15 protein-coding genes, 2 tRNA genes and 2 pseudogenes are annotated in these 19,771 nt (G+C 34.5%); 15 read left to right on the forward strand and 4 right to left on the reverse strand.

From position 1 onward, the window contains the following. Window positions 1–136: 136 nt before the first annotated feature. Both GQ593_RS07810 and GQ593_RS07815 read left to right on the forward strand, forming a co-directional pair. Window positions 137–1,081 carry a VirK/YbjX family protein gene (locus GQ593_RS07810; RefSeq protein ID WP_160431533.1) on the forward strand — a complete coding sequence of 315 codons (945 nt, stop codon included), beginning with the start codon at window positions 137–139 and terminating at the stop codon, window positions 1,079–1,081. Window positions 1,082–1,161: 80 nt separating this feature from the next. Next, window positions 1,162–2,070 (forward strand): lysine exporter LysO family protein, encoded by a 909-nt coding sequence (locus GQ593_RS07815; RefSeq protein ID WP_160431534.1) that lies wholly within the window; start codon window positions 1,162–1,164, stop codon window positions 2,068–2,070. Window positions 2,071–2,210: 140 nt separating this feature from the next. Here GQ593_RS07815 and GQ593_RS07820 read toward each other — a convergent pair whose 3' ends face one another. Further along, window positions 2,211–3,491, reverse strand: coding sequence for a hypothetical protein (locus tag GQ593_RS07820; RefSeq protein ID WP_160431535.1), 1,281 nt, complete (start codon window positions 3,489–3,491; stop codon window positions 2,211–2,213). Window positions 3,492–3,642: 151 nt separating this feature from the next. Here GQ593_RS07820 and GQ593_RS14215 point away from each other — a divergent pair. The 8 genes and pseudogenes from GQ593_RS14215 to mgtA form a co-directional block, all read left to right on the forward strand. Next, a pseudogene (locus tag GQ593_RS14215) lies at window positions 3,643–3,861 on the forward strand (transposase); the annotation flags it as partial. A 76-nt stretch (window positions 3,862–3,937) separates the two neighbouring features. Beyond that, window positions 3,938–4,194, forward strand: a pseudogene (locus GQ593_RS14220) (IS3 family transposase); the annotation flags it as partial. Between the two features lie 332 nt (window positions 4,195–4,526). Continuing rightward, window positions 4,527–4,805 (forward strand): DUF6966 domain-containing protein, encoded by a 279-nt coding sequence (locus GQ593_RS07835; protein ID WP_160431538.1) that lies wholly within the window; start codon window positions 4,527–4,529, stop codon window positions 4,803–4,805. 495 nt (window positions 4,806–5,300) lie between these two features. After that, entirely contained in the window at window positions 5,301–6,068 is a 768-nt protein-coding gene (locus tag GQ593_RS07840) for an endonuclease (protein WP_160431539.1), read from the forward strand. Window positions 6,069–6,698: 630 nt separating this feature from the next. Beyond that, entirely contained in the window at window positions 6,699–7,700 is a 1,002-nt protein-coding gene (gene zntB, locus GQ593_RS07845) for a zinc transporter ZntB (protein ID WP_160431540.1), read from the forward strand. Between the two features lie 71 nt (window positions 7,701–7,771). Next, on the forward strand, window positions 7,772–9,664 hold the full coding sequence (locus tag GQ593_RS07850) for a DNA topoisomerase III (RefSeq protein WP_160431541.1): 1,893 nt from the start codon (window positions 7,772–7,774) through the stop codon (window positions 9,662–9,664). A gap of 625 nt (window positions 9,665–10,289) precedes the next feature. Then, window positions 10,290–10,463, forward strand: a complete 174-nt coding sequence (locus GQ593_RS07855) for a hypothetical protein (protein WP_160431542.1) — start codon at window positions 10,290–10,292, stop codon at window positions 10,461–10,463. Window positions 10,464–10,831: 368 nt separating this feature from the next. Continuing rightward, window positions 10,832–13,540 carry a magnesium-translocating P-type ATPase gene (mgtA, locus tag GQ593_RS07860; RefSeq protein ID WP_202115420.1) on the forward strand — a complete coding sequence of 903 codons (2,709 nt, stop codon included), beginning with the start codon at window positions 10,832–10,834 and terminating at the stop codon, window positions 13,538–13,540. 313 nt (window positions 13,541–13,853) lie between these two features. Here the strand turns inward: mgtA and GQ593_RS07865 are convergent, their stop codons facing one another. Further along, entirely contained in the window at window positions 13,854–14,084 is a 231-nt protein-coding gene (locus GQ593_RS07865) for a YdcH family protein (protein WP_160431544.1), read from the reverse strand. Window positions 14,085–14,243: 159 nt separating this feature from the next. On the opposite strand from GQ593_RS07865, the gene GQ593_RS07870 reads away from it, so the two are divergent. Together GQ593_RS07870 and GQ593_RS07875 are read left to right on the forward strand one after the other, a co-directional pair. Then, window positions 14,244–15,746, forward strand: a complete 1,503-nt coding sequence (locus tag GQ593_RS07870; protein WP_160431545.1) for a helicase HerA-like C-terminal domain-containing protein — start codon at window positions 14,244–14,246, stop codon at window positions 15,744–15,746. 48 nt (window positions 15,747–15,794) lie between these two features. After that, window positions 15,795–16,877 (forward strand): AI-2E family transporter, encoded by a 1,083-nt coding sequence (locus GQ593_RS07875; protein ID WP_160431546.1) that lies wholly within the window; start codon window positions 15,795–15,797, stop codon window positions 16,875–16,877. A gap of 23 nt (window positions 16,878–16,900) precedes the next feature. Here GQ593_RS07875 and bcp read toward each other — a convergent pair whose 3' ends face one another. Then, window positions 16,901–17,377, reverse strand: coding sequence for a thioredoxin-dependent thiol peroxidase (gene bcp, locus GQ593_RS07880; protein WP_160431547.1), 477 nt, complete (start codon window positions 17,375–17,377; stop codon window positions 16,901–16,903). Between the two features lie 68 nt (window positions 17,378–17,445). Continuing rightward, the gene (gene hemL / locus GQ593_RS07885) at window positions 17,446–18,738 is read right to left on the reverse strand and encodes a glutamate-1-semialdehyde 2,1-aminomutase (protein WP_160431548.1); all 1,293 of its coding nucleotides are present in this window, start codon (window positions 18,736–18,738) and stop codon (window positions 17,446–17,448) included. Between the two features lie 157 nt (window positions 18,739–18,895). Here hemL and erpA point away from each other — a divergent pair, with 157 nt between their 5' ends. The 3 genes from erpA to GQ593_RS07900 all read left to right on the forward strand — a co-directional run bounded on the left by erpA (window position 18,896) and on the right by GQ593_RS07900 (window position 19,634). Further along, window positions 18,896–19,234 carry an iron-sulfur cluster insertion protein ErpA gene (erpA, locus tag GQ593_RS07890; protein WP_034914816.1) on the forward strand — a complete coding sequence of 113 codons (339 nt, stop codon included), beginning with the start codon at window positions 18,896–18,898 and terminating at the stop codon, window positions 19,232–19,234. A gap of 217 nt (window positions 19,235–19,451) precedes the next feature. After that, window positions 19,452–19,539: transfer RNA gene (locus GQ593_RS07895), tRNA-Leu, on the forward strand. A 19-nt stretch (window positions 19,540–19,558) separates the two neighbouring features. Beyond that, a tRNA-Gly gene (locus GQ593_RS07900) sits at window positions 19,559–19,634 on the forward strand. Window positions 19,635–19,771: the final 137 nt, after the last annotated feature.

Raw genomic sequence — 19,771 nt, forward strand, 5'->3', positions numbered from 1 at the left:
AATAGTTGCACCGACTAAAGTTGTGTTGTACTCTTATTATTTGATTTTTTTATGACTTATTAATAACTAATGTGTATTGATTAATTTAGTCGCCCTATAATTGTTAAAATAACTAACTCGATTTAAAGTTCTACTTATGAATAATATTACGAATATGTCTCAGCCAAAAAGCAAATGGCAACTCTTTAACTGGCTCTATACCGGTAAATTACCGCTAAACGAATTATGGCTTAACCCGACCTATCGTTATAAGTTTTTTTTAAGAACCTTGTTCTTAAGCCCAATTACTTTCAAATGGCTTGATAAATTAAGACAGTATCCATTGCTTGGCTATTATTTTTCCTGCCAAACTAATTTACCATGTAAATTACAGCGACCGTATTTGGCATCTTGTTTGAGCCAAAAAGAACGTTATGATGCATTGGTCTATCATTATGACTTTTTAGCAAAACAACCCGATAGCGTAACTAAAGCTTTTTATAATCCGCAATCATCTTTTGTATTGGCGAATGTTGCTGTTAAAAATGAAACAAATATCCAAATAGCCATTCAAGCTCGTAACAAATTTGCCAGAGAAGGCGAAGTGAGCCTTTATTTTTATGATAGCGATGGGATAGATTTAGCTACATTAACGTTTTCAATTGTTGAATATCAAGGCAAACCAACACTCTTTATTGCTGGATTACAAGGCACAGGACACGATGACGCACGTACTCGTGTACAAAAAGCAACTAAAGCCTGCTATGGGTTATTTCCTAAACGTGTTGCAGTTGAAGCCGCATTAACTGTTGCCCGTTACTATCAATTAACGCAAATTGTTGCTGTTGGTAACAAAACTCATATCTATAACAATTGGCGCTATAACAGCCGTCAAGAACGCATTTTGTCTGATTATGACGATTTTTGGTTAACCCTTGATGGAAAACAAGATACTAATGGTTTATTTATACTACCAAACCAAATTAACCGAAAATCAATTGAAGAAATTGCCAGTAAAAAACGTTCAGAATACCGTAACCGTTATGCGTTGTTGGATCAGCTTCAACTTAATATTGAGCAAACGTTAGCATCATTAACCTAATGATTAGTAGTAATAGATTAAAACATATACGTTACCCCATAATTTAACAATGTAAGCAAGGAATAGTTAAGGAATAAAATATGTATTTTGGTATTTTGATTGCGCTAGTACCGTTGGGTTTAGGCTATTTAATTAAAATTAAAAACAACAGCTGGATGACCAAAATTAACCAAACGTTGAGTTGGATGGTTTACCTTATTTTATTCATTATGGGCACTGAGCTTGCTCATTTAGATAATTTAACCACTAATTTGCAAATTATTTTATATTATGCAATTGTTCTTTTTATTTGTACATTTGGTGGGAATTTTATTGTTTTAATTATTTTTGATTACATTTTCCCTCGCAAGGCAGATAAAACAGATCATACTTATGCTTCACGTTTTAAAATGATTATTGAGTCATTACGTGTCTGTATTGCATTAATTATTGGGTTTATTTGTGGATTATTGCCATTATTTATTTGGCAATATGCTGAAAATGTTACTCAAATTGTATTGGTTCTTTTATTATTCTTAATCGGAATTCAACTACGTAGTAATAATATTTCAATAAAGCAAATTCTACTCAACAAAATAGGTATAGCGACAACACTATTGGTTGTGATAAGTGCTTTCCTTGGAGGCGTTATCGGCTCATTTATTTTAAACTTGCCTGTTCGCGTTGGTCTTGCCATGTCTTCTGGTTTTGGATGGTATTCATTATCTGGTATTTTAATGACAGAAGCCCATGGTCCAATTATTGGTAGTGCCACATTTTTAAATGATATATTACGAGAATTGTGTGCGATTATTTTAATTCCTACATTGATTAAGCGTTATCAATTAACAACATTAGGGCTATGTGGTGCAACATCAATGGACTTTACTCTACCCATGCTACAAAAAGGTGGGGGGATAGCCATTGTACCGGCAGCTATTGCTCAAGGTTTTTTATTGACACTTATAATGCCGATATTTATCACGCTATTTAACTATGGTGGATTTTAGCTTAAAGAAAGCAAAGCTAACATAATACTGAAAGACCACATGAGGCACTAAATAATATGACGCCCATTGAATTTAAAATATAAAAACAAGCAGCATGATTTTCTACGTCTGTTTTGTACTAACTATGGGGTATTTACATTTTATTTGCTAAGGTGATCAAGTAATTCTTTTCTTTTTTTATCGGCCAAATCAAAAATTTTTTCCATTTTATGCTGAAATTCACTATCTTTATTATTGGAGTGCATCCAGCCAAGTCTTCTTTCTCTTGACTCTGGAGAAAAACAGTGATATAGCTTTGCCAGTTTTTTACTACCTATTTTTTGTTCTAACCATTGTTGAGGATCGTGTTCCATGAAAGGGATAACAAGGCTAGATTTGGTATGCAATGCAATACCTTTTAAGGATGATAGTTTGGCTATCCCCCATATATCTCTATCACAAGCGACTAAATGTGAAATATAAAAATCTGGCTTCTTAGGTCCAGTATATGCATTACTCAAATCATCCATCAATCGAAAAATAAAAAGATCCCATGCACAGTTTTGAATGAATTTAATAGGATCTTGCTTTTGATGCAATCCATTGAGCTTTTGTGTTAATGAAGAAAAATTATCATGGAACAAAATATCTGCACAGCATGCTAGCTCTCGAATCATGAGTATTTCCAAGTCGTTATCCATGAAGTGAAAGAGTTGTTCTAATTTATTCTCAGGTGATGTACGAGAAGATATCTCAAGAATTTTAGTCTGAGTCAATAAAAGTTCAATTAATGCGCACTGAAAATTAATAGCCTCACTGAATCCATTTTTTAGATTATTCAGAAAACCATTGAATATTGGCTCAATCTCAAGTTCAGATTGCTCACGAAAATAGGTCTGATATATACGTGACCACTCTTCATTCAAAGGGACATTAATTTTTTTTAAAGCATTTATGGCTGCAAATGTTTTTTTACTATATTCGATAGTTTCAGGGTTAGATTGATAATGCCGTTGTGCTTCATAAAGATAAAAATAAGGATTTACATTACTGTAATCAATCTTTAGGTCTTGAATTTGCTTCAATCTCTTTTTTAATTGTTCTGTATGATGATTTTTATAGGCAAGAGAATAAATATAACTGGCAGTATTAGAATCGAAATAAGTACCCAAACCACATAAATATGGGACTGTATTATTGTGACCAATCATATTAGAATCAATAATAAATAATGAGTTGCCTTTATAAATTGATTGGATACCTACTGTTTCATCAATAATAGTATTTTTTAATTTGAATGTTCCTTGATTGTTATCAGATGCATAAATATAACGCCAATGTTTTAATATTTCGTAGTTGTCTTTATAAAATTTAATTGCATCAATTGGTGTCGCTTGTTGAGAAAGGTTAAACAAAGCTTCTTGTGTTTTGATATCATTCATGATTTTCACCTATCTAGTATTAAATATTTTTATTAGTTACAGTTAACTAAAATAAAAAGATTAATAATCTACAGTATATACTGATCCTCGCCAAAAAAGTGGACAAAAGCCACCTCTATGATATAAACAAAAATCATAGGAGACAAATATCATGGTCAAAAAATTTAGTATCGAATTCAAACAACAATCAATGGATTATGCGTTATCTAATGCACACCTTTCTATCAGCGAACTTGCCAACCATCTAGGTGTGGGTAAATCAACCCTAGATAAATGGATTAGGCAACTTTCCCCGAATAAAACTAGCCGTCGAGAGTTAACAGCTGAGCAACAGCGGATTATGGCGTTAGAAAAAGAGATTAAAGAACTCAGTCGCTACATAGACCGTCATTTTAGTATGTAATACATTAAAGCTAGCTTTGTTTCTGCATTAGTTTTCTAAATATGTGCTCATTCACAGTGACCGAGGAAGCCAATATCGCAGTGCTGATTTCAAGCATTCATTGTTACAATATGGACTAAGGCAAAGCATGAGTCGAAGAGGGAACTGCTTTGATAATGCGGTTATTGAAAGTTTTTTCATACACTCAAAATCCATATTATTCATCACTGTTACTACAAAACGAGGAAGCTGGCTAATCAAGCACTATTTGTATATATTGAAATCTATTATAATCGTATATGCCGTCATTCAGCCAACGGCTAGGTATCGCCTGAACAACAATATTACCGAAACGACAAACAGAAATATTTGGGAATATAGAGCAATTAAACCCTGTCCATTAAAAGATGATTTAGCTGGAACGTTTGCTGGAGGTAGATATAAAGAAATTGTATTTGAACAAAATACAGTTTTATTTCGTGCAGGAATGGTGAACGGTGGATAAGCCTTTCGGTCAATTTTTCAGTGTAGAATCTTCCCCCAAGGCATTTTACGGGATCTAACAAAATGATCTGGAGGCGGAACACAAGCAATCGTTGTACCTAAATCATGGGTAATAAAGGGAACATAAATTATGAAGATAAGCCATTAAAATGAATAATCATATAAAAAAAATAAAATTAATTCTTATTAAAATATCAATATTATTGAAAGAAGGGAATTATCCTGACTGGGGAAATAGTTTTATGAAATTTAGTGAAGACATAGAAATTAATTTTGAAGCTGTAAAAAATCAAATATTAATACTATATGGGGGTATGGGCTCTTTTAATGATATAGTGTTGCATAGAAATAAAAAACCATTAATTAATGAAAATAACAGATTGGATGATTTAAGAACTCAACTGTATAAATTACTTACAAATAATTAGTTTATCAGATAAAATTCCCTCTAAGTCAGAGGAGGGTTTTATTTTACTTTTTGTGGTTGCTTGGGTTTAATTTAACTGGCAAGACAGGTTGAAGGAAATATCACGTTTTCCTATCAGCTGATCACTAATTGGATAGCGATATAAAAACCTCCTATTTATTACTCGGTTTGTTAATTTTGGCTTGAATTAATGCCATATAATCACCTTGATTTATTAAATAATAGTTGTTATATTGAAAAGCATTGATAGGGCGTCACTGTCAAATTTGAACTACTTTAGAATGCTGGTGAGCTAATCAAAAGTAGCAGAATTAAAATGAATATTTTGAACTTCATGCTAATTCTTCTTAAACCCTTGTTTTAGTTTTGGTGATTACTTTATCGATTCCCTCATTTAATAGCTGACGTTGTAAGTTATCTTATATTAAAGGTCAATGTTTTTTATATAAAAATATTAATATTTTTATATGTTTTGGAGTTGTTTTTAAAAGGATTTATGAAAAAGCTATTCATCGCATTATTTATCTTCTCGTGCTTTAATCTTAGTTATGCTGATACCATGGGTGTTTATGTTGTAAATTCACGTGATGGTTCAATTTCATTGGTACAAGTTGAGCAACCAGCCGTTAACAGCAAGCAAAATTTTAATTGGGCAAAAAACCAGTTAGTTAAAATCTATAACGAAAACCCTGAACAAACAGAATTTTATTGCGGATGTGAATTCAGTTTTAACAATAAAAAAGGGACTGTTGACTTCACAAAATGCGGTTACATGCCAAGAAAAAATCCAACAAGAGCAGAACGCATTGAGTGGGAACATGTTATGCCAGCCGAAAATTTTGGACGTCACTTGCAGTGCTGGCGTGATGGTGGACGTAAAGCGTGTAAAAAAGATGTTACGTTCAACTTCATGGAGGGGGATATGCACAATCTACAGCCCGCTATCGGTGAAGTAAACGGTGACAGGTCAAATTATCGCTATTCGCAATTCACAAAAGAATTTAATCAATATGGGCAATGCCAATCAGCTGTTGATTTTAAAGGAAGAAAGTTTCAACCGCGCGATGAGATTCGAGGAACGATAGCACGAACCTATTTTTATATGTCGAATAAATACAATATCAACCTGTCGGATTCTGAACATAAGTTAATGACCGAGTGGAACAAAATGTATCCGCCTGAACAATGGGAATGCAAGCGCAATCAACGAATTAAACAAATTCAGGGTAACGATAATAAACTTATTACTGCACAATGTAACTAACCAAATTAAGCCGACCAAAGTCGGTTTTTTATACAAACGTTTAAATACATCTCTTAAATATTATCTCCATTTAGAGGATATTAAGCCTACCAAAGCCCTCTAGTCCTCAAACGAAAAAGATTGGTGTACGATCCAATAAAATGATGAAAACCGAATGTTATGACATAAAGTGCTAGTTAAGCAAAGCAACTAGAGAATTTTTTCACTTTATTGGTTTATCATTATGCTAACATGAATTCCGCTGAATAATTAGCAAGTGTCAGATTAAATATAATCTACCTCACCAACAACAGACCTTAAGATTATTAAAACAACTTGCTCATAAGCAGAAATTGGCGGTATGTTGTGTCTTGCATGATCCCAATTTAGCGGCATTATATACTGATAAAATCTTATTAATTAATCAGGGTTAAATTGTTGAACAAGGGGCACCGAAAGACATTTTAACTGTAAGACAATATTAATCGCTGGTATGGAGTAGAATTAGGCGTTTATTATCATCCAAATAATTGTTGTGTACCACAAATCTATCTAATGCTTTAAGCAAAATAAATAAACGTTAATAGATAACTCCATTTTAATCTAAATTCAGTATATAATTTGAAAAAACAATAATAAATGGGGCTAGTAATGACGAACCAAGATAGTGAAAGTGTGATTTTTGTTTCTCATCTTTTAGATGCTCAACCTGCTTTTGTCTGTCAATTAGACGGTAAAGGCAAAGCAATGCCACTCAATGAACAGAGTAAGCCTTCCGTTTCGCAGCCATTTTGGATCCATCTAGATTTTGCTAAGCAAGAAACTATCGATTGGATAAATGCCACAAATCTTGTGCCTGATTTGATCAAAAACGAATTGGTAAAACCAAACCAAATACCTAAAGAAATCCGTTTCGAATCGGGGGTTTTAGTCGTGTTAAAAGGCGTTAACTTTATTCCTAATGAACTGCCTGATCCTATTGTTACTTTTCGTTTTTTTATTACCGATAACATGATCATTTCAACTCGGCATCAAGAAATTGCAGCTATTGCTGAATTAAAAGATCGTTTAGAAAAAGGTATTGGACCGGTTGATGTGGCAGATTGGTTGATTCAAATGTCAGATTTAATTAGTGATCAAGTTAATTTATCTTTTGATAGTGTTCACAATAAAATCATTAAGTTAGAAGAATCTGTATTAAATCAACGTATTTTTTCTTATAAAGAAATAGGTCGAGTCCGTAAACAATTGATCGTCTTACGTCGATTATTATCGCCACAACGTGATATTTTTGTGAAGATTTCAACAGAACGAATATCATGGATTGACGATAACGATCGTCAGCGATTACACGATATTTCTTATCAACAAAACCATTATGTGTCTGATATTGATAGCTGTTTATTACGAATAGCCTCAATCATGGAGCAGATTAATAGTTTCTTGGCTGAATCGACCAATAAACGAATTTACTTAATGTCGCTATTTACTATTATCTTTACGCCGATTACTTTTTTAACCAGTTTGCTGGGGGTCAATTTAGCCGGTATTCCCTTTAGTCAACAAGAATGGTCTTTTACTGGGTTAATATTATTGCTTGTTGTCATTTGTATTGTTTCAGTCATTTGGCTTAAATATAAAAAGTGGTGGTAATTAGACTCATCTTTTTATAAAAATAAACAATAGCTTATACCTTTTGGAATTTTTAATGAACAATTATTGTTATGCAATCTAAACACTCTTATCGTTTATTTATTGCCGAAAAACCTAGCTTAGCTCGGGCTATTGCTGATGTCTTACCTAAACCTCATCAAAAAGGCAATGGCTTTATTAAAGCAAGTAATGGCGATGTTGTGAGCTGGTGTATTGGGCATCTATTAGAGCAAGCAACACCCGAAGTCTATGATCCTCGTTATAAAAAATGGGCGATTAACGATTTACCCATCGTGCCCCAGCAATGGATATTAATGCCAAAAGACAATACCAAAAAGCAATTTAATATTTTAGTGGATCTGATTAAATCAGCCGATCAAATTGTGCACGCAGGTGACCCAGATAGAGAAGGGCAGTTATTGGTTGATGAAGTCTTAAATTATTGTCAATTACCACCACATAAACGCAAAGCAATACAGCGGTGTTTAATCAGTGATTTGAATGCCAGCGCTGTTGAAAAATCCTTACAACAATTACGTAGTAATCAAGATTTTATCCCTTTATCTACTTCTGCATTAGCAAGAGCTCGAGCCGATTGGCTTTATGGTATTAATATGAGCCGGCTTTGTACTATTGTTGGGCAAAAAAACGGTTATCGAGGCGTATTATCAATAGGGCGAGTGCAAACGCCTATTTTAGGATTGGTGGTTAGACGAGATTTAGAGATAACGCAATTTGTACCTAAACCATTTTATGAAGTTTTTGCTGTGCTGCAAACCAAAGATAATGAAATATTCAAAGCGAAATGGCAACCCAGCGAAGCCTGCGCGCCTTATCAGGATGAAGAAGGGCGTGTATTAGTCAAAAAATTAGCCGAAAATGTTTGTCAACGCATTAATAATCAATCTGGAAAAATTGATAAAGTCAGTAATAAAAAGAAAGAACTAGCGCCACCCATGCCATTTAATTTATCGGCATTGCAAATTGAAATGGCCAAAAAAAATGGATTGAGCGCTCAAGATGTGCTCGACATTTGCCAATCGTTATATGAAAAACACAAATTAATCACCTATCCAAGGTCGGATTGTCGCTTTCTACCCGAAGAACATTTAAAACAAATTACAGGCATAAAGTCCGCCATTGAAAATAATTGCCCTGAACTACAAACCGCTATTAGTGATGCTAATTTTGCATTACGTTCCAAGGCTTGGAATGATAAAAAAGTTGAAGCACATCACGCTATTATTCCAACTTTGCGCAAAGCTAGAATGGAAAGCTTAACTGATAACGAAAAAGCAGTGTATCAAGTTGTGGCAACGCAATATTTAGCTCAATTTTACCCAGCTTATAAATATGCAGAATTGCAAATTGATGTTGACATTCAAGGGGGAAAATTTATTTCTAAAGCCAACCAGATGCTTGACGAAGGTTGGAAAGTTTTATTTAGAAGTAAAAACTACCAAGCTGACACCGAGACAAATGACAATGAAAGTAATGGTTTATTAACTAAATTAGTTAAAAAGGGCGAAACTGTGCAATGTATTGATACCGAGCTGGTTAGTAAAGAAACCCAACCGCCAAGACCTTTTACTGATGCAACATTATTGTCTGCTATGACAGGAATTGCCCGATTTGTTAAAGATCCTGAAATCAAAAAAATACTGCGTGAAACCGATGGTTTAGGTACCGAAGCAACAAGGGCCGGCATTATTGAATTGTTATTTAAACGCCAATTTTTAACTCGTCAAGGTAAAGCGATTCGCTCAACTGACGTGGGTAAAAATCTGATTTTATCTCTACCCGATATCATGTCGATGCCTGACATGACTGCACATTGGGAATTACAATTGGACGAAATTAGTAAGAAAGCCTTTACATACCAGCAGTTTATGCATCAGCTCAATACATCACTACTAGAGCTGGTTAATCAGTTAAAAAATACCAGACTCAATATTCGGGCTTGATTTGATATAAACGAAAAACAGGATAACATTTAACAAAAACGTTTCATCCTGTTTATTAAAATAGTCATATTGACTGACTATTTTAATCTCGTCACTGAATTTGTTATTTTTCTTATTTGGTCATTTCTTCTAAATTACCTGAAATCGCATTATGTGGTTTAACCGTATTATAGCTTAACCTTTGATTTTCTTTCTTTTGAATGGCTAACTATTGTTGATCAGGTTACTGCTTGATAAATTTTCGTATCAGACTTTCGGCTTTGCTATTCGTTCGTGGGTAGGCAGGTTTAGTGAATTTTTGATTGATACAATGGTTATCACATGTTTTAACGAACAGATACTGCAAAGTCTCAATTAATCGCGAAACGGTATAGACTCCTGAATATTTTTTACAAAAATCACAGCCTAAAAAGTGAATAGTTAAATAAATACCTCATAGTGAGTACGCAATTCATGTAAAATATTCCTGTTAATTAATTGTAAAGTGATGGCATCTTATATTAGGTAATTTGGGTATAAATTCGATATAAAATGAAGATAAAAACGGCGATAAATGCTGTTTTCCAACAATTATCACTCTTTTAAGGCTGTATGGGTTGACTTCTGTTTCGGAAAGGCGTATAAAATGCCCGCCTTTAAAGCTTTTCTTCCTTTTTTAGCTATTATGGAAGTTAAAAATGAGGGTGAAGGGAAGTTGAAATACAAAGTGAAGAGTTCAATTTACAGGAGAAATATGGACACTCAATCGGGTCACCCCAAAATGTGGGGAGATAATTTTAAACACATCATTATCGGTTAATGAACCTGTCTAAATCACCATTTTTTCAGTTCACAAGCCGAAATTGATAAAACGGTAATGGTGAACGATATGCATTTTTTTACACGCTATCACACAAATTCAAAACATCAATGCGCACAAAGCTTAATGTTGCGTGTTTTACATCTTTCAGAAAAACATTTAGAACCACCGAGTTGTATCTAAATTCTTAATTAATTCTATTTGCTAATTAAATTTAATGCTCAGCACTAGCTATACAAAATAGCTTTATGGGCTAGTTTTGCTATGCACTAAAAATTTTAGCTCATCTCAAAATTTAATGACTTATCGTTACTTGGTAACAATGAGTTGGCATGCTTTTGCCAAAATTATGAATATAGGTACTCATGATGACAAAAAACACATCAAAAACCAAAACACAAAATAGTGTAGATATCAAGGCTATCAACGAAGCACAAAACAGCCTAGATAGCATTTTATCTAAATTTCAATCCAGCCTTTCAGGATTAACACAAGAAAGTGTCAAATCGAGAATTGAACAATATGGTAAAAACGAAGTCGCACGAGAAAAAGCGCCATCAGTGATAGTGCAACTATTAATGGCATTTAATAACCCATTTATATTTGTATTATTAGCATTGGCTAGTGTCAGTTTTGTGACCGATTATTGGTTGCCTTTGCAAAATGGTGAAGAAACTGATTTAACAGGAATTATTATTATCCTAACCATGGTATCGCTCAGTGGGATATTGCGTTTTTGGCAAGAGTTTAGATCAAACAAAGCGGCCGAAGCGCTAAAATCAATGATTCGCACAACCGCAACTGTGCTAAGACGTGCCCATAAAGATATGACCCCAGAACGCATTGAAATTCCATTAAGTGAAATTGTTCCAGGAGATATTGTTTATTTATCAGCAGGTGACATGATCCCTGCTGATATCCGATTAATCGAATCTCGTGACTTATTTGTTAGTCAAGCTGTACTCACTGGCGAATCGATTCCGGTTGAAAAATACGACACATTAGGCGCGGTAACACAAAAAAATACCGATAATATCGAAGCATCAGATATTAATAAAAATAATTTACTTGATGTTAATAACATCTGTTTTATGGGCACTAATGTTGTTAGTGGCACCGCAACTGCCATTGTGGTTGCAACCGGTGCTGATACGCATTTTGGCTCATTAGCAAAATCAATTGTTGGATCGCGTGCTGAAACTTCATTTGATCGTGGTGTTAACAGTGTTAGTTGGTTGCTTATTCGCTTTATGTTAATCATGGTGCCAATTGTCTTTTTTATTAATGGCTTTTCAAAAAACGATTGGGGCGATGCGGCACTCTTTGCATTAGCCGTTGCGGTTGGTTTAACGCCTGAAATGTTACCAATGATCGTCAGTGCTAACCTAGCTAAAGGTGCCGTTGGTATGGCAAAACGTAAAGTTGTAGTTAAACGACTTAACGCTATCCAAAATTTTGGCGCGATGGACATTTTATGTACCGATAAAACAGGCACCTTAACGCAAGATAAAATCATTTTAGAACATCATCTTGATATAAAGGGGCAAGTTGACTCTTCTGTTTTAGAACTCGCTTGGCTTAACAGCTATTATCAAAGTGGTATGAAAAACTTAATGGATAAAGCTATCATCCGTTTCACCGAAGAAAAAACCAATATGAAAAAGGTGGGTGTTGGTTTATACAAAAAAATTGATGAGTTACCGTTTGATTTTGTCCGTCGTCGTTTATCGGTGGTTGTGCAAAATGGCAGTGATAACCATTTGATGATTTGCAAAGGCGCAGTTGAAGAAATGCTATCTATTGCTAGTCATGTTTATGAAAATGGAGAATACTTACCGCTCGACGATAAACGCAAACAAGCGTTAATTGCACTTGCACATGACTACAACAAAGATGGTTTTAGAGTATTAGCGGTTGGCATAAAAGACATTCCAGCTAGCGAAACAAAAGAACAATACACGGTACAAGACGAAACAGCGCTTGCTATTCGTGGCTTTTTAACCTTTTTAGATCCACCAAAAGAAAGTGCGTTCGAGGCAATTTCAGCATTGAATGAACATGGTGTCGGCGTTAAAGTCTTAACTGGTGATAACGAAATTATCACCATCAAAGTGTGTCGAGAAGTCGGTTTAGAGCCAGGTATTCCATTACTTGGTACTGAAATTGAAAAAATGGATGATGCTGAACTCAAAATACAAATCGAACAACGCACTATTTTTGCTAAATTAACACCGTTGCAAAAATCGCGAATTATCCGATTATTACAAGATAACGGTCATACTGTTGGTTTTTTAGGAGACGGTATAAACGATGCGCCGGCACTGCGCGATGCTGATGTAGGAATTTCGGTTGATACTGCAACGGATATTGCCAAAGAATCTGCCGATATTATTCTGCTTGAAAAAAGCCTAATGGTATTGGAAGAAGGTGTAATATGCGGTCGCGAAACTTTTGGTAATATTATGAAATATCTAAATATGACTGCAAGTTCGAATTTTGGTAATATTTTTTCAGTATTAGTGGCTAGTGCGTTTCTGCCATTTTTGCCTATGCTAGCAATCCATTTACTTATTCAAAACTTACTGTATGATATTTCTCAACTCTCATTACCATGGGACAAAATGGATGATGAGTTTTTACAAAAACCGCGCAAATGGGATGCGCTAAATATTAGACGCTTTATGATTTGGATTGGACCAACATCGTCTATTTTTGATATCACAACCTATGCACTAATGTGGTTTGTATTTAGTGCAAACAGTGTTGAAGCGCAATCGCTGTTTCATTCAGGGTGGTTTATTGAGGGATTATTGTCACAAACTTTAGTTGTGCATATGCTTAGAACACAAAAAATTCCATTTGTGCAAAGCACCGCGGCATTTCCTGTTATTGTGATGACATTGTTAATTATGGCTGTAGGTATTTATATTCCGTTTTCTCCACTGGGTGGATTAATCGGTTTGCAACCATTACCTTGGTCATACTTTCCATGGCTTTTAGCAACCCTGTTTAGCTATTGCTGTGTTGCACAATTGATGAAACGCATTTATATCAAACGCTTTGGTCAATGGTTTTAATTGACTAATAATAGCTAAGCGATATTAACGTAGCTTAGCTATTTTAAAATTTATAAAAAACTAATTTAGTTGCCCTATAATAATAACTAGAAGGAAATAATCTATGAAAACACCACATAAAAATTTAATTATGCTAATCAAAACTCGAAAACAAAAAAAAGCTCAAGAACCAATTAAGCAATTAAATAAAAAGTAGTTAGCATAATAATGTTAAGTTAACACATAATAACAAAACCCCAATAATTGGGGTTTTTTATTTGATCTTTTTTAATATTAAAAACTATTAATTAAAATAATTACAGGTTGCAGTTGATTATAAGTTTAGATGCGTTTGAGATGCTTTTCTTAAAATTTCGTAAATTTCGTCTTTAATTTTAAGTTTTTGTTTTTTTAATGCCTCTATTGTGTCGGTCGTATTGACAATAATGCCTGATTCAATGTTTTTAATCTTTTGATCAAGCTCATTATGTTGATCGAACAATTTTTGAAAACGTAAATCGGTATTCTTTAATTTAGAAATGATTTCTCGATATTCTGGAAACATAGCGCCTCCTTATATAGGCTAAATAGAATAATAACAATAGCAGCTATTGCCAATTCAGAATACAATATTATTTGTCGCATTAATAGAAAATTGTTTTAATAGCAAAATTATTTTTATAACAAAACTGTTTTAATCACAAATTTTATAAGGGGTTAATCCATGAGTGAATCGATTGTAATTGCCAAAAGCCATGACAAAGATTTATCTATTATAGCTTCATTAGCTAATCGTCATGGTTTAATTACTGGGGCAACGGGTACCGGCAAGACTGTCACATTACAAAAAATGGCTGAAGGTTTTTCAAAAATAGGCGTACCTGTTTTTCTTGCTGATGTTAAAGGTGATCTAACAGGAATTGGTGAAAAGGGCATATTATCTGAAAAACTACAAGCTCGCTTAGCTAACATTGGAGTCGATAACTGGCAACCAGATTCGTCACCCATTGAATTATGGGATGTCTTTGCTGAAAAAGGCATACCTGTTCGCAGTACCGTGTCAGATATAGGACCGATTTTACTTGGTCGATTACTTGATTTAAATGACGTTCAAGCAGGCGTGTTACAGTTAGCATTTAAAATTGCGGATGATAACAGCTTATTATTAATTGATTTCAAAGATCTTCGAGCATTAATTCAATTTGTGGGTGATAATGCTAAAAAATTCACCACACAATACGGAAACATTTCGCTATCGTCAATTGGTGCAATCCAACGCGGATTACTAACGCTCGAGCAACAAGGTGCCGATTTTTTTCTTGGCGAACCGATGCTCGATATTCAAGATTTGATGCAAGTTAATCCTGACGGTCATGGCATAGTTAACATATTATTGGCCGACAAATTATATAACTCGCCTAAATTATATTCAGTCTTTTTATTATGGCTATTATCAGAACTTTTTGAACATTTGCCAGAAGTTGGTGACCTCGATAAACCTAAACTTGTCTTCTTTTTTGACGAGGCTCACTTACTTTTTAATGACATTTCGCCTGCATTATTAGAAAAAATAGAGCAAGTGGTGCGCTTAATTCGCTCTAAGGGGATTGGGATTTATTTTGCCTCGCAAAACCCAAGCGATATTCCTGATACAGTTTTAGGGCAATTAGGTAATCGTGTGCAGCATGCTTTACGTGCATTTACCCCTAAAGACCAAAAAGCGGTAAAAACAGCCGCCCAAACCATGCGCGCAAATCCAAGTTTTGACACTGAAAAAGCAATCATGGAACTTGGTGTTGGTGAAGCACTCATTTCGTTTTTAGATGAAAAGGGTCGCCCAAACATGGTTGAGCGTGGTTATATTATTGCGCCAGGTTCAAAAATGGGATCAATGTCGCCAGACAATCAATCATCTATTATTCATCAATCCCATTTTTACAATAAATATGCGCAAATCTTAGATCGTCAATCTGCTTATGAAATATTGAAAAATGGATTTTCATTAGATAACTTATCTAACCAAAACATGGATAACGATGTAAGCAATAAACAAAATAATGGTGGATTGCTTAATTTTTTAAGCACTGTCCTTTTTGGTAAAAAAGGACCAAAAGGAGGTCAACATGATGGTATTACTCAACAAATAGCCAAAAGTGCAACAAGGCAAGTTGTTAATCAAATTGGTAAACAGATCACCCGTGGCATATTAGGTGGTTTTAAAAAATAATAAAACTGAGCTTATTATCCCAAAAGTTAGCAAAATAGGAGTATTTTAATGTTAAAAATGTTTATGGAATGGTATAAAAAGCGTTTTAGCGATCCGCATGTTGTATCGCTAATGGCTGTTATTGTTGGCTTATTTATTATCATCTATTTTTTTAATAAAATTTTACTGCCTGTTTTAATTGCTATTGTGCTTGCTTATTTACTGGATAGACCAGTTAACTTTTTACATAAAAAAAATATTCCAAGAACTCTTGCTGTTGTGATGGTATTACTACTTTTTTTAATGGTGGTATTGGTTGGATTTATGATTTTATTACCATTAATTTGGCAACAAAGTGTTAGCTTAATTACCAATATCCCAAACATGCTCAATTTTGCTAACAATTTTTTAACCACATTGCCTGAACACTATCCCGAATTAATCGATGTCGGTTTATTCGATTCGGTGCTTCAAGGTATTACTGAAAAAGTTGTACAAACGGGTAATTCATTACTGCAATTTTCAATTGTCTCTTTATTGGGATTGGTATCTGTTGCGATTAATGCGGTATTAGTGCCAATAATGATGTTCTTTTTACTAAAAGATAAAGCAAAGATATGGGGATACTGCTCCAAAATCTTACCCAAAAACCGCACAATTTTAAACAAAGTTGCCGCTGAAATGGATATGCAAATATCCAATTATATTGTTGGCAATGTACTACATATTATTATTTTAACGATTTGTGTTTATATTCCATTTTGGTATTTTGGCTTAGATTATGGACTCTTATTAGCTGTGCTTGTCGGATTATCTGTTTTAGTGCCCTATGTTGGCATTATTATTTCAACGATTCCCGTTGTATTAATTGCACTATTTCAATGGGGGTTAACCGCGCAATTTGGTTATTTATTATTTTTCTATATTCTGATTCAAACATTAGACGGCAACTTACTCGTACCTTGTTTATTTTCTGAAAAGCTCAATTTACATCCACTTGTTATTATTTTAGCGGTGATTGTCTTTGGTGGTCTATGGGGATTTTGGGGGATATTTTTTGCAATACCTTTGGCTACATTGGTCAAAGCAATTATAAATGCTTGGCCAAAAACAGATGAGTTAAATAATAATAGTGAAGTAAAAGCAGATTAATGGTTAATCTGCTTTCGTATAAATTATTTACAGTGGGTTTTTAGATAATCTAAAATTACTTCGTGGTGATTGGATGTTTTAAAATCATTAAACACTTTTTCGATTGTACCGTCTTTGCTAATTAAAAAGCTAATACGGTGAATCCCATCATAGGTTTTCCCCATAAACTCTTTTTTGCCCCAAGTACCAAACGCTTGGGCAACTTCATGATTCTCATCAGAAAGCAACGTGAAATTTAATAACTCTTTTTCAACAAATCGAGATAACTTTTCTGGCTTATCGGTACTAATTCCAAGGATTGCCACATTGCATTTTTTAAACTCATCAGAACAATCGCGCAAATTACATGCTTGCACAGTGCAACCTGGTGTCATTGCTTTTGGGTAAAAATAAATTAAAACACGTTGACCTTTAAAGTCATTCAAGCCTACAAGCTCTCCATCTTGGTCTGGCAACGAAAACTGTGGTGCTTTTTCACCTTCTTTAAGTGGATTAACCATATAATTATTACCTATTTTAATAGTTTAAATTTGATCTGTTTAGGTATATTAAAAGTATTGTCATACTTTTAAATTAAGTTACTAAAAAAACGATTTGCTGCATCAATGGTGTGATTGATCTCTTTATCTGTGTGCTTAAGTGACATGAAACCAGCTTCAAAAGCTGACGGTGCAAAATAAACACCTTCAGTTAGCATATGATGATAGAATTTTTTGAATAATTCAATATCACACTGCATAACATCTTGATAACTGGTTACTTCAGAAGCAGCTGTAAAAAACAACCCAAACATTGCACCTACATAATTCACCACTAATGGCACATTATGTTTTTTAGCAACCGATAATAATCCATCAGCAAGCGATGCAGTTTTATCTGCTAACTCTTGATAGATCCCAACTTCCATTAGCTTGGTTAAAGTTGTATAACCTGCTGCCATTGCAACGGGATTACCTGAAAGGGTTCCAGCTTGGTATATTGGACCCGTTGGTGCTAATTGCATCATAATATCAGCACGACCACCAAAAGCTCCAACAGGCATACCACCACCAATAATCTTGCCTAAACAAGTCAAATCGGGCACCACATCATAATAATCTTGAGCACCACCAAGCGCCACTCTAAAACCCGTCATCACTTCGTCAATAATCAATAACGCACCGTATTGATCACAAAGTTCACGCAATCCTTGTAAAAACTCTTTTTTCGCTGGAACACAATTCATATTGCCAGCAACAGGCTCAATAATAATGGCAGCTATTTCGTTAGGATATTGCTGAAATTGCTTTTTGACTGACTCTAAATTATTATAATCACAAACTAATGTATGCTTCACGAAATCATTAGGTACACCGGGCGAAGTAGGATGTCCAAAAGTAAGCGCACCAGAACCAGCTTTAACTAACAAATAATCAGCATGCCCGTGATAACAACCTTCAAACTTAATAATTTTATCTCTGCCAGTAAAACCACGTGCAACACGAATGGCGCTCATGGTTGCCTCAGTTCCCGAATTCACCATTCGCACCATTTCAATAGAAGGCATTAATTGCGTCACTAAATTGGCAACTTTGGTTTCAATTTCGGTTGGTGCACCAAAACTTAAACCATTATGCACCGCATTAATTACCGCATTGGCTACATCAGGATCATTATGCCCAAGGATCATTGGTCCCCAAGAACCGACATAATCGATATAGGCCTTGTCGTCTACATCATAAATATATGCCCCATTTGCGCGTTCAATAAATAAAGGTGTGCCACCCACACCATTAAAAGCGCGGACCGGTGAATTAACACCGCCAGGCATAATGGACAAGGCCTGATGATAAAGCTTTTCTGATTTAAATGTATTTCGCATAATTGAGATGCTCTCTATAAGATTTTGTGGTATTTATTCATAAAATCAAAATAAATTCAAGCTAGCTATTAGAAATTTATTTAATAGAAGTTTTCTATTTTGTATTTTCATTTAGCAAGGGTATATAATGCTAAGATAAATATATTAGGAGAAGAATATGAGCGATGCTTTACCAATCAACTTTACTGATGCAGCAGCCAATAAAGTAAAATCATTAGTAACAGAAGAAGAAAACCCAAACCTTAAACTAAGAGTTTACATTACTGGTGGTGGCTGTAGTGGATTTCAGTACGGGTTTACTTTCGATGAAAAGGTAAATGAAGATGATCTAGCTATCGAAAAAAATGGCGTATCACTCGTTATCGATCCCATGAGCTTACAATATCTTGTCGGTGGCACAATCGATTATGTAGAAGGCTTACAAGGTTCTCGCTTTGTGGTTGACAATCCTAATGCAACAACGACTTGTGGTTGTGGTTCATCTTTTAGTGTTTAAGTCATATTTAAGCTTTTTTTAAATACTAATAACACATATTGCTAAACAATAAATCCGAATTTTTTAGTTTTTAAGCGGGATAGATGAATAAACCCACAAAATGTGACAAACATTGAGCAGTTAGATAATAATTTAAATTTTTTTGTTGACGGAAAATTTAAGATGGGTAAAATGCACAGCATTCAAAACGCACTTACCTTTCGGTAATAAGTTTTGAGCCCGGGTGGTGAAATCGGTAGACACAAGGGATTTAAAATCCCTCGGCCTTTTTGGCCGTGCGAGTTCAAGTCTCGCCCCGGGCACCATTAAACAAACACCTCTTACGCGGGAATAGCTCAGTTGGTAGAGCACGACCTTGCCAAGGTCGGGGTCGCGAGTTCGAACCTCGTTTCCCGCTCCAATATAAAATCGATCTTAGTCCATTAGAATTTATAAAACAAGTTATATTAATTTTTAAATGTGATTTTACTTTCCAAGATAGAACAGAGTAATTCAGTGATACTCAAAAAATTAGCCCACAATTCATACTAAACAATT

It is taken from the genome of Gilliamella sp. Pas-s25 (genome assembly GCF_009795885.1).
Taxonomy (GTDB): domain Bacteria; phylum Pseudomonadota; class Gammaproteobacteria; order Enterobacterales; family Orbaceae; genus Gilliamella.

What these genes read in the sequence shown, in the direction of transcription:
- GQ593_RS07810 (WP_160431533.1), top strand. Translation starts at nt 137, where the DNA reads ATGAATAATATTACGAATATGTCTCAGCCAAAAAGCAAATGGCAACTC.
- GQ593_RS07815 (WP_160431534.1), top strand. Translation starts at nt 1,162, where the DNA reads ATGTATTTTGGTATTTTGATTGCGCTAGTACCGTTGGGTTTAGGCTAT.
- GQ593_RS07820 (WP_160431535.1), bottom strand. Translation starts at nt 3,491, where the DNA reads ATGAATGATATCAAAACACAAGAAGCTTTGTTTAACCTTTCTCAACAA.
- GQ593_RS07835 (WP_160431538.1), top strand. Translation starts at nt 4,527, where the DNA reads ATGAATAATCATATAAAAAAAATAAAATTAATTCTTATTAAAATATCA.
- GQ593_RS07840 (WP_160431539.1), top strand. Translation starts at nt 5,301, where the DNA reads ATGAAAAAGCTATTCATCGCATTATTTATCTTCTCGTGCTTTAATCTT.
- zntB (WP_160431540.1), top strand. Translation starts at nt 6,699, where the DNA reads ATGACGAACCAAGATAGTGAAAGTGTGATTTTTGTTTCTCATCTTTTA.
- GQ593_RS07850 (WP_160431541.1), top strand. Translation starts at nt 7,772, where the DNA reads ATGCAATCTAAACACTCTTATCGTTTATTTATTGCCGAAAAACCTAGC.
- GQ593_RS07855 (WP_160431542.1), top strand. Translation starts at nt 10,290, where the DNA reads ATGCCCGCCTTTAAAGCTTTTCTTCCTTTTTTAGCTATTATGGAAGTT.
- mgtA (WP_202115420.1), top strand. Translation starts at nt 10,832, where the DNA reads ATGACAAAAAACACATCAAAAACCAAAACACAAAATAGTGTAGATATC.
- GQ593_RS07865 (WP_160431544.1), bottom strand. Translation starts at nt 14,084, where the DNA reads ATGTTTCCAGAATATCGAGAAATCATTTCTAAATTAAAGAATACCGAT.
- GQ593_RS07870 (WP_160431545.1), top strand. Translation starts at nt 14,244, where the DNA reads ATGAGTGAATCGATTGTAATTGCCAAAAGCCATGACAAAGATTTATCT.
- GQ593_RS07875 (WP_160431546.1), top strand. Translation starts at nt 15,795, where the DNA reads ATGTTAAAAATGTTTATGGAATGGTATAAAAAGCGTTTTAGCGATCCG.
- bcp (WP_160431547.1), bottom strand. Translation starts at nt 17,377, where the DNA reads ATGGTTAATCCACTTAAAGAAGGTGAAAAAGCACCACAGTTTTCGTTG.
- hemL (WP_160431548.1), bottom strand. Translation starts at nt 18,738, where the DNA reads ATGCGAAATACATTTAAATCAGAAAAGCTTTATCATCAGGCCTTGTCC.
- erpA (WP_034914816.1), top strand. Translation starts at nt 18,896, where the DNA reads ATGAGCGATGCTTTACCAATCAACTTTACTGATGCAGCAGCCAATAAA.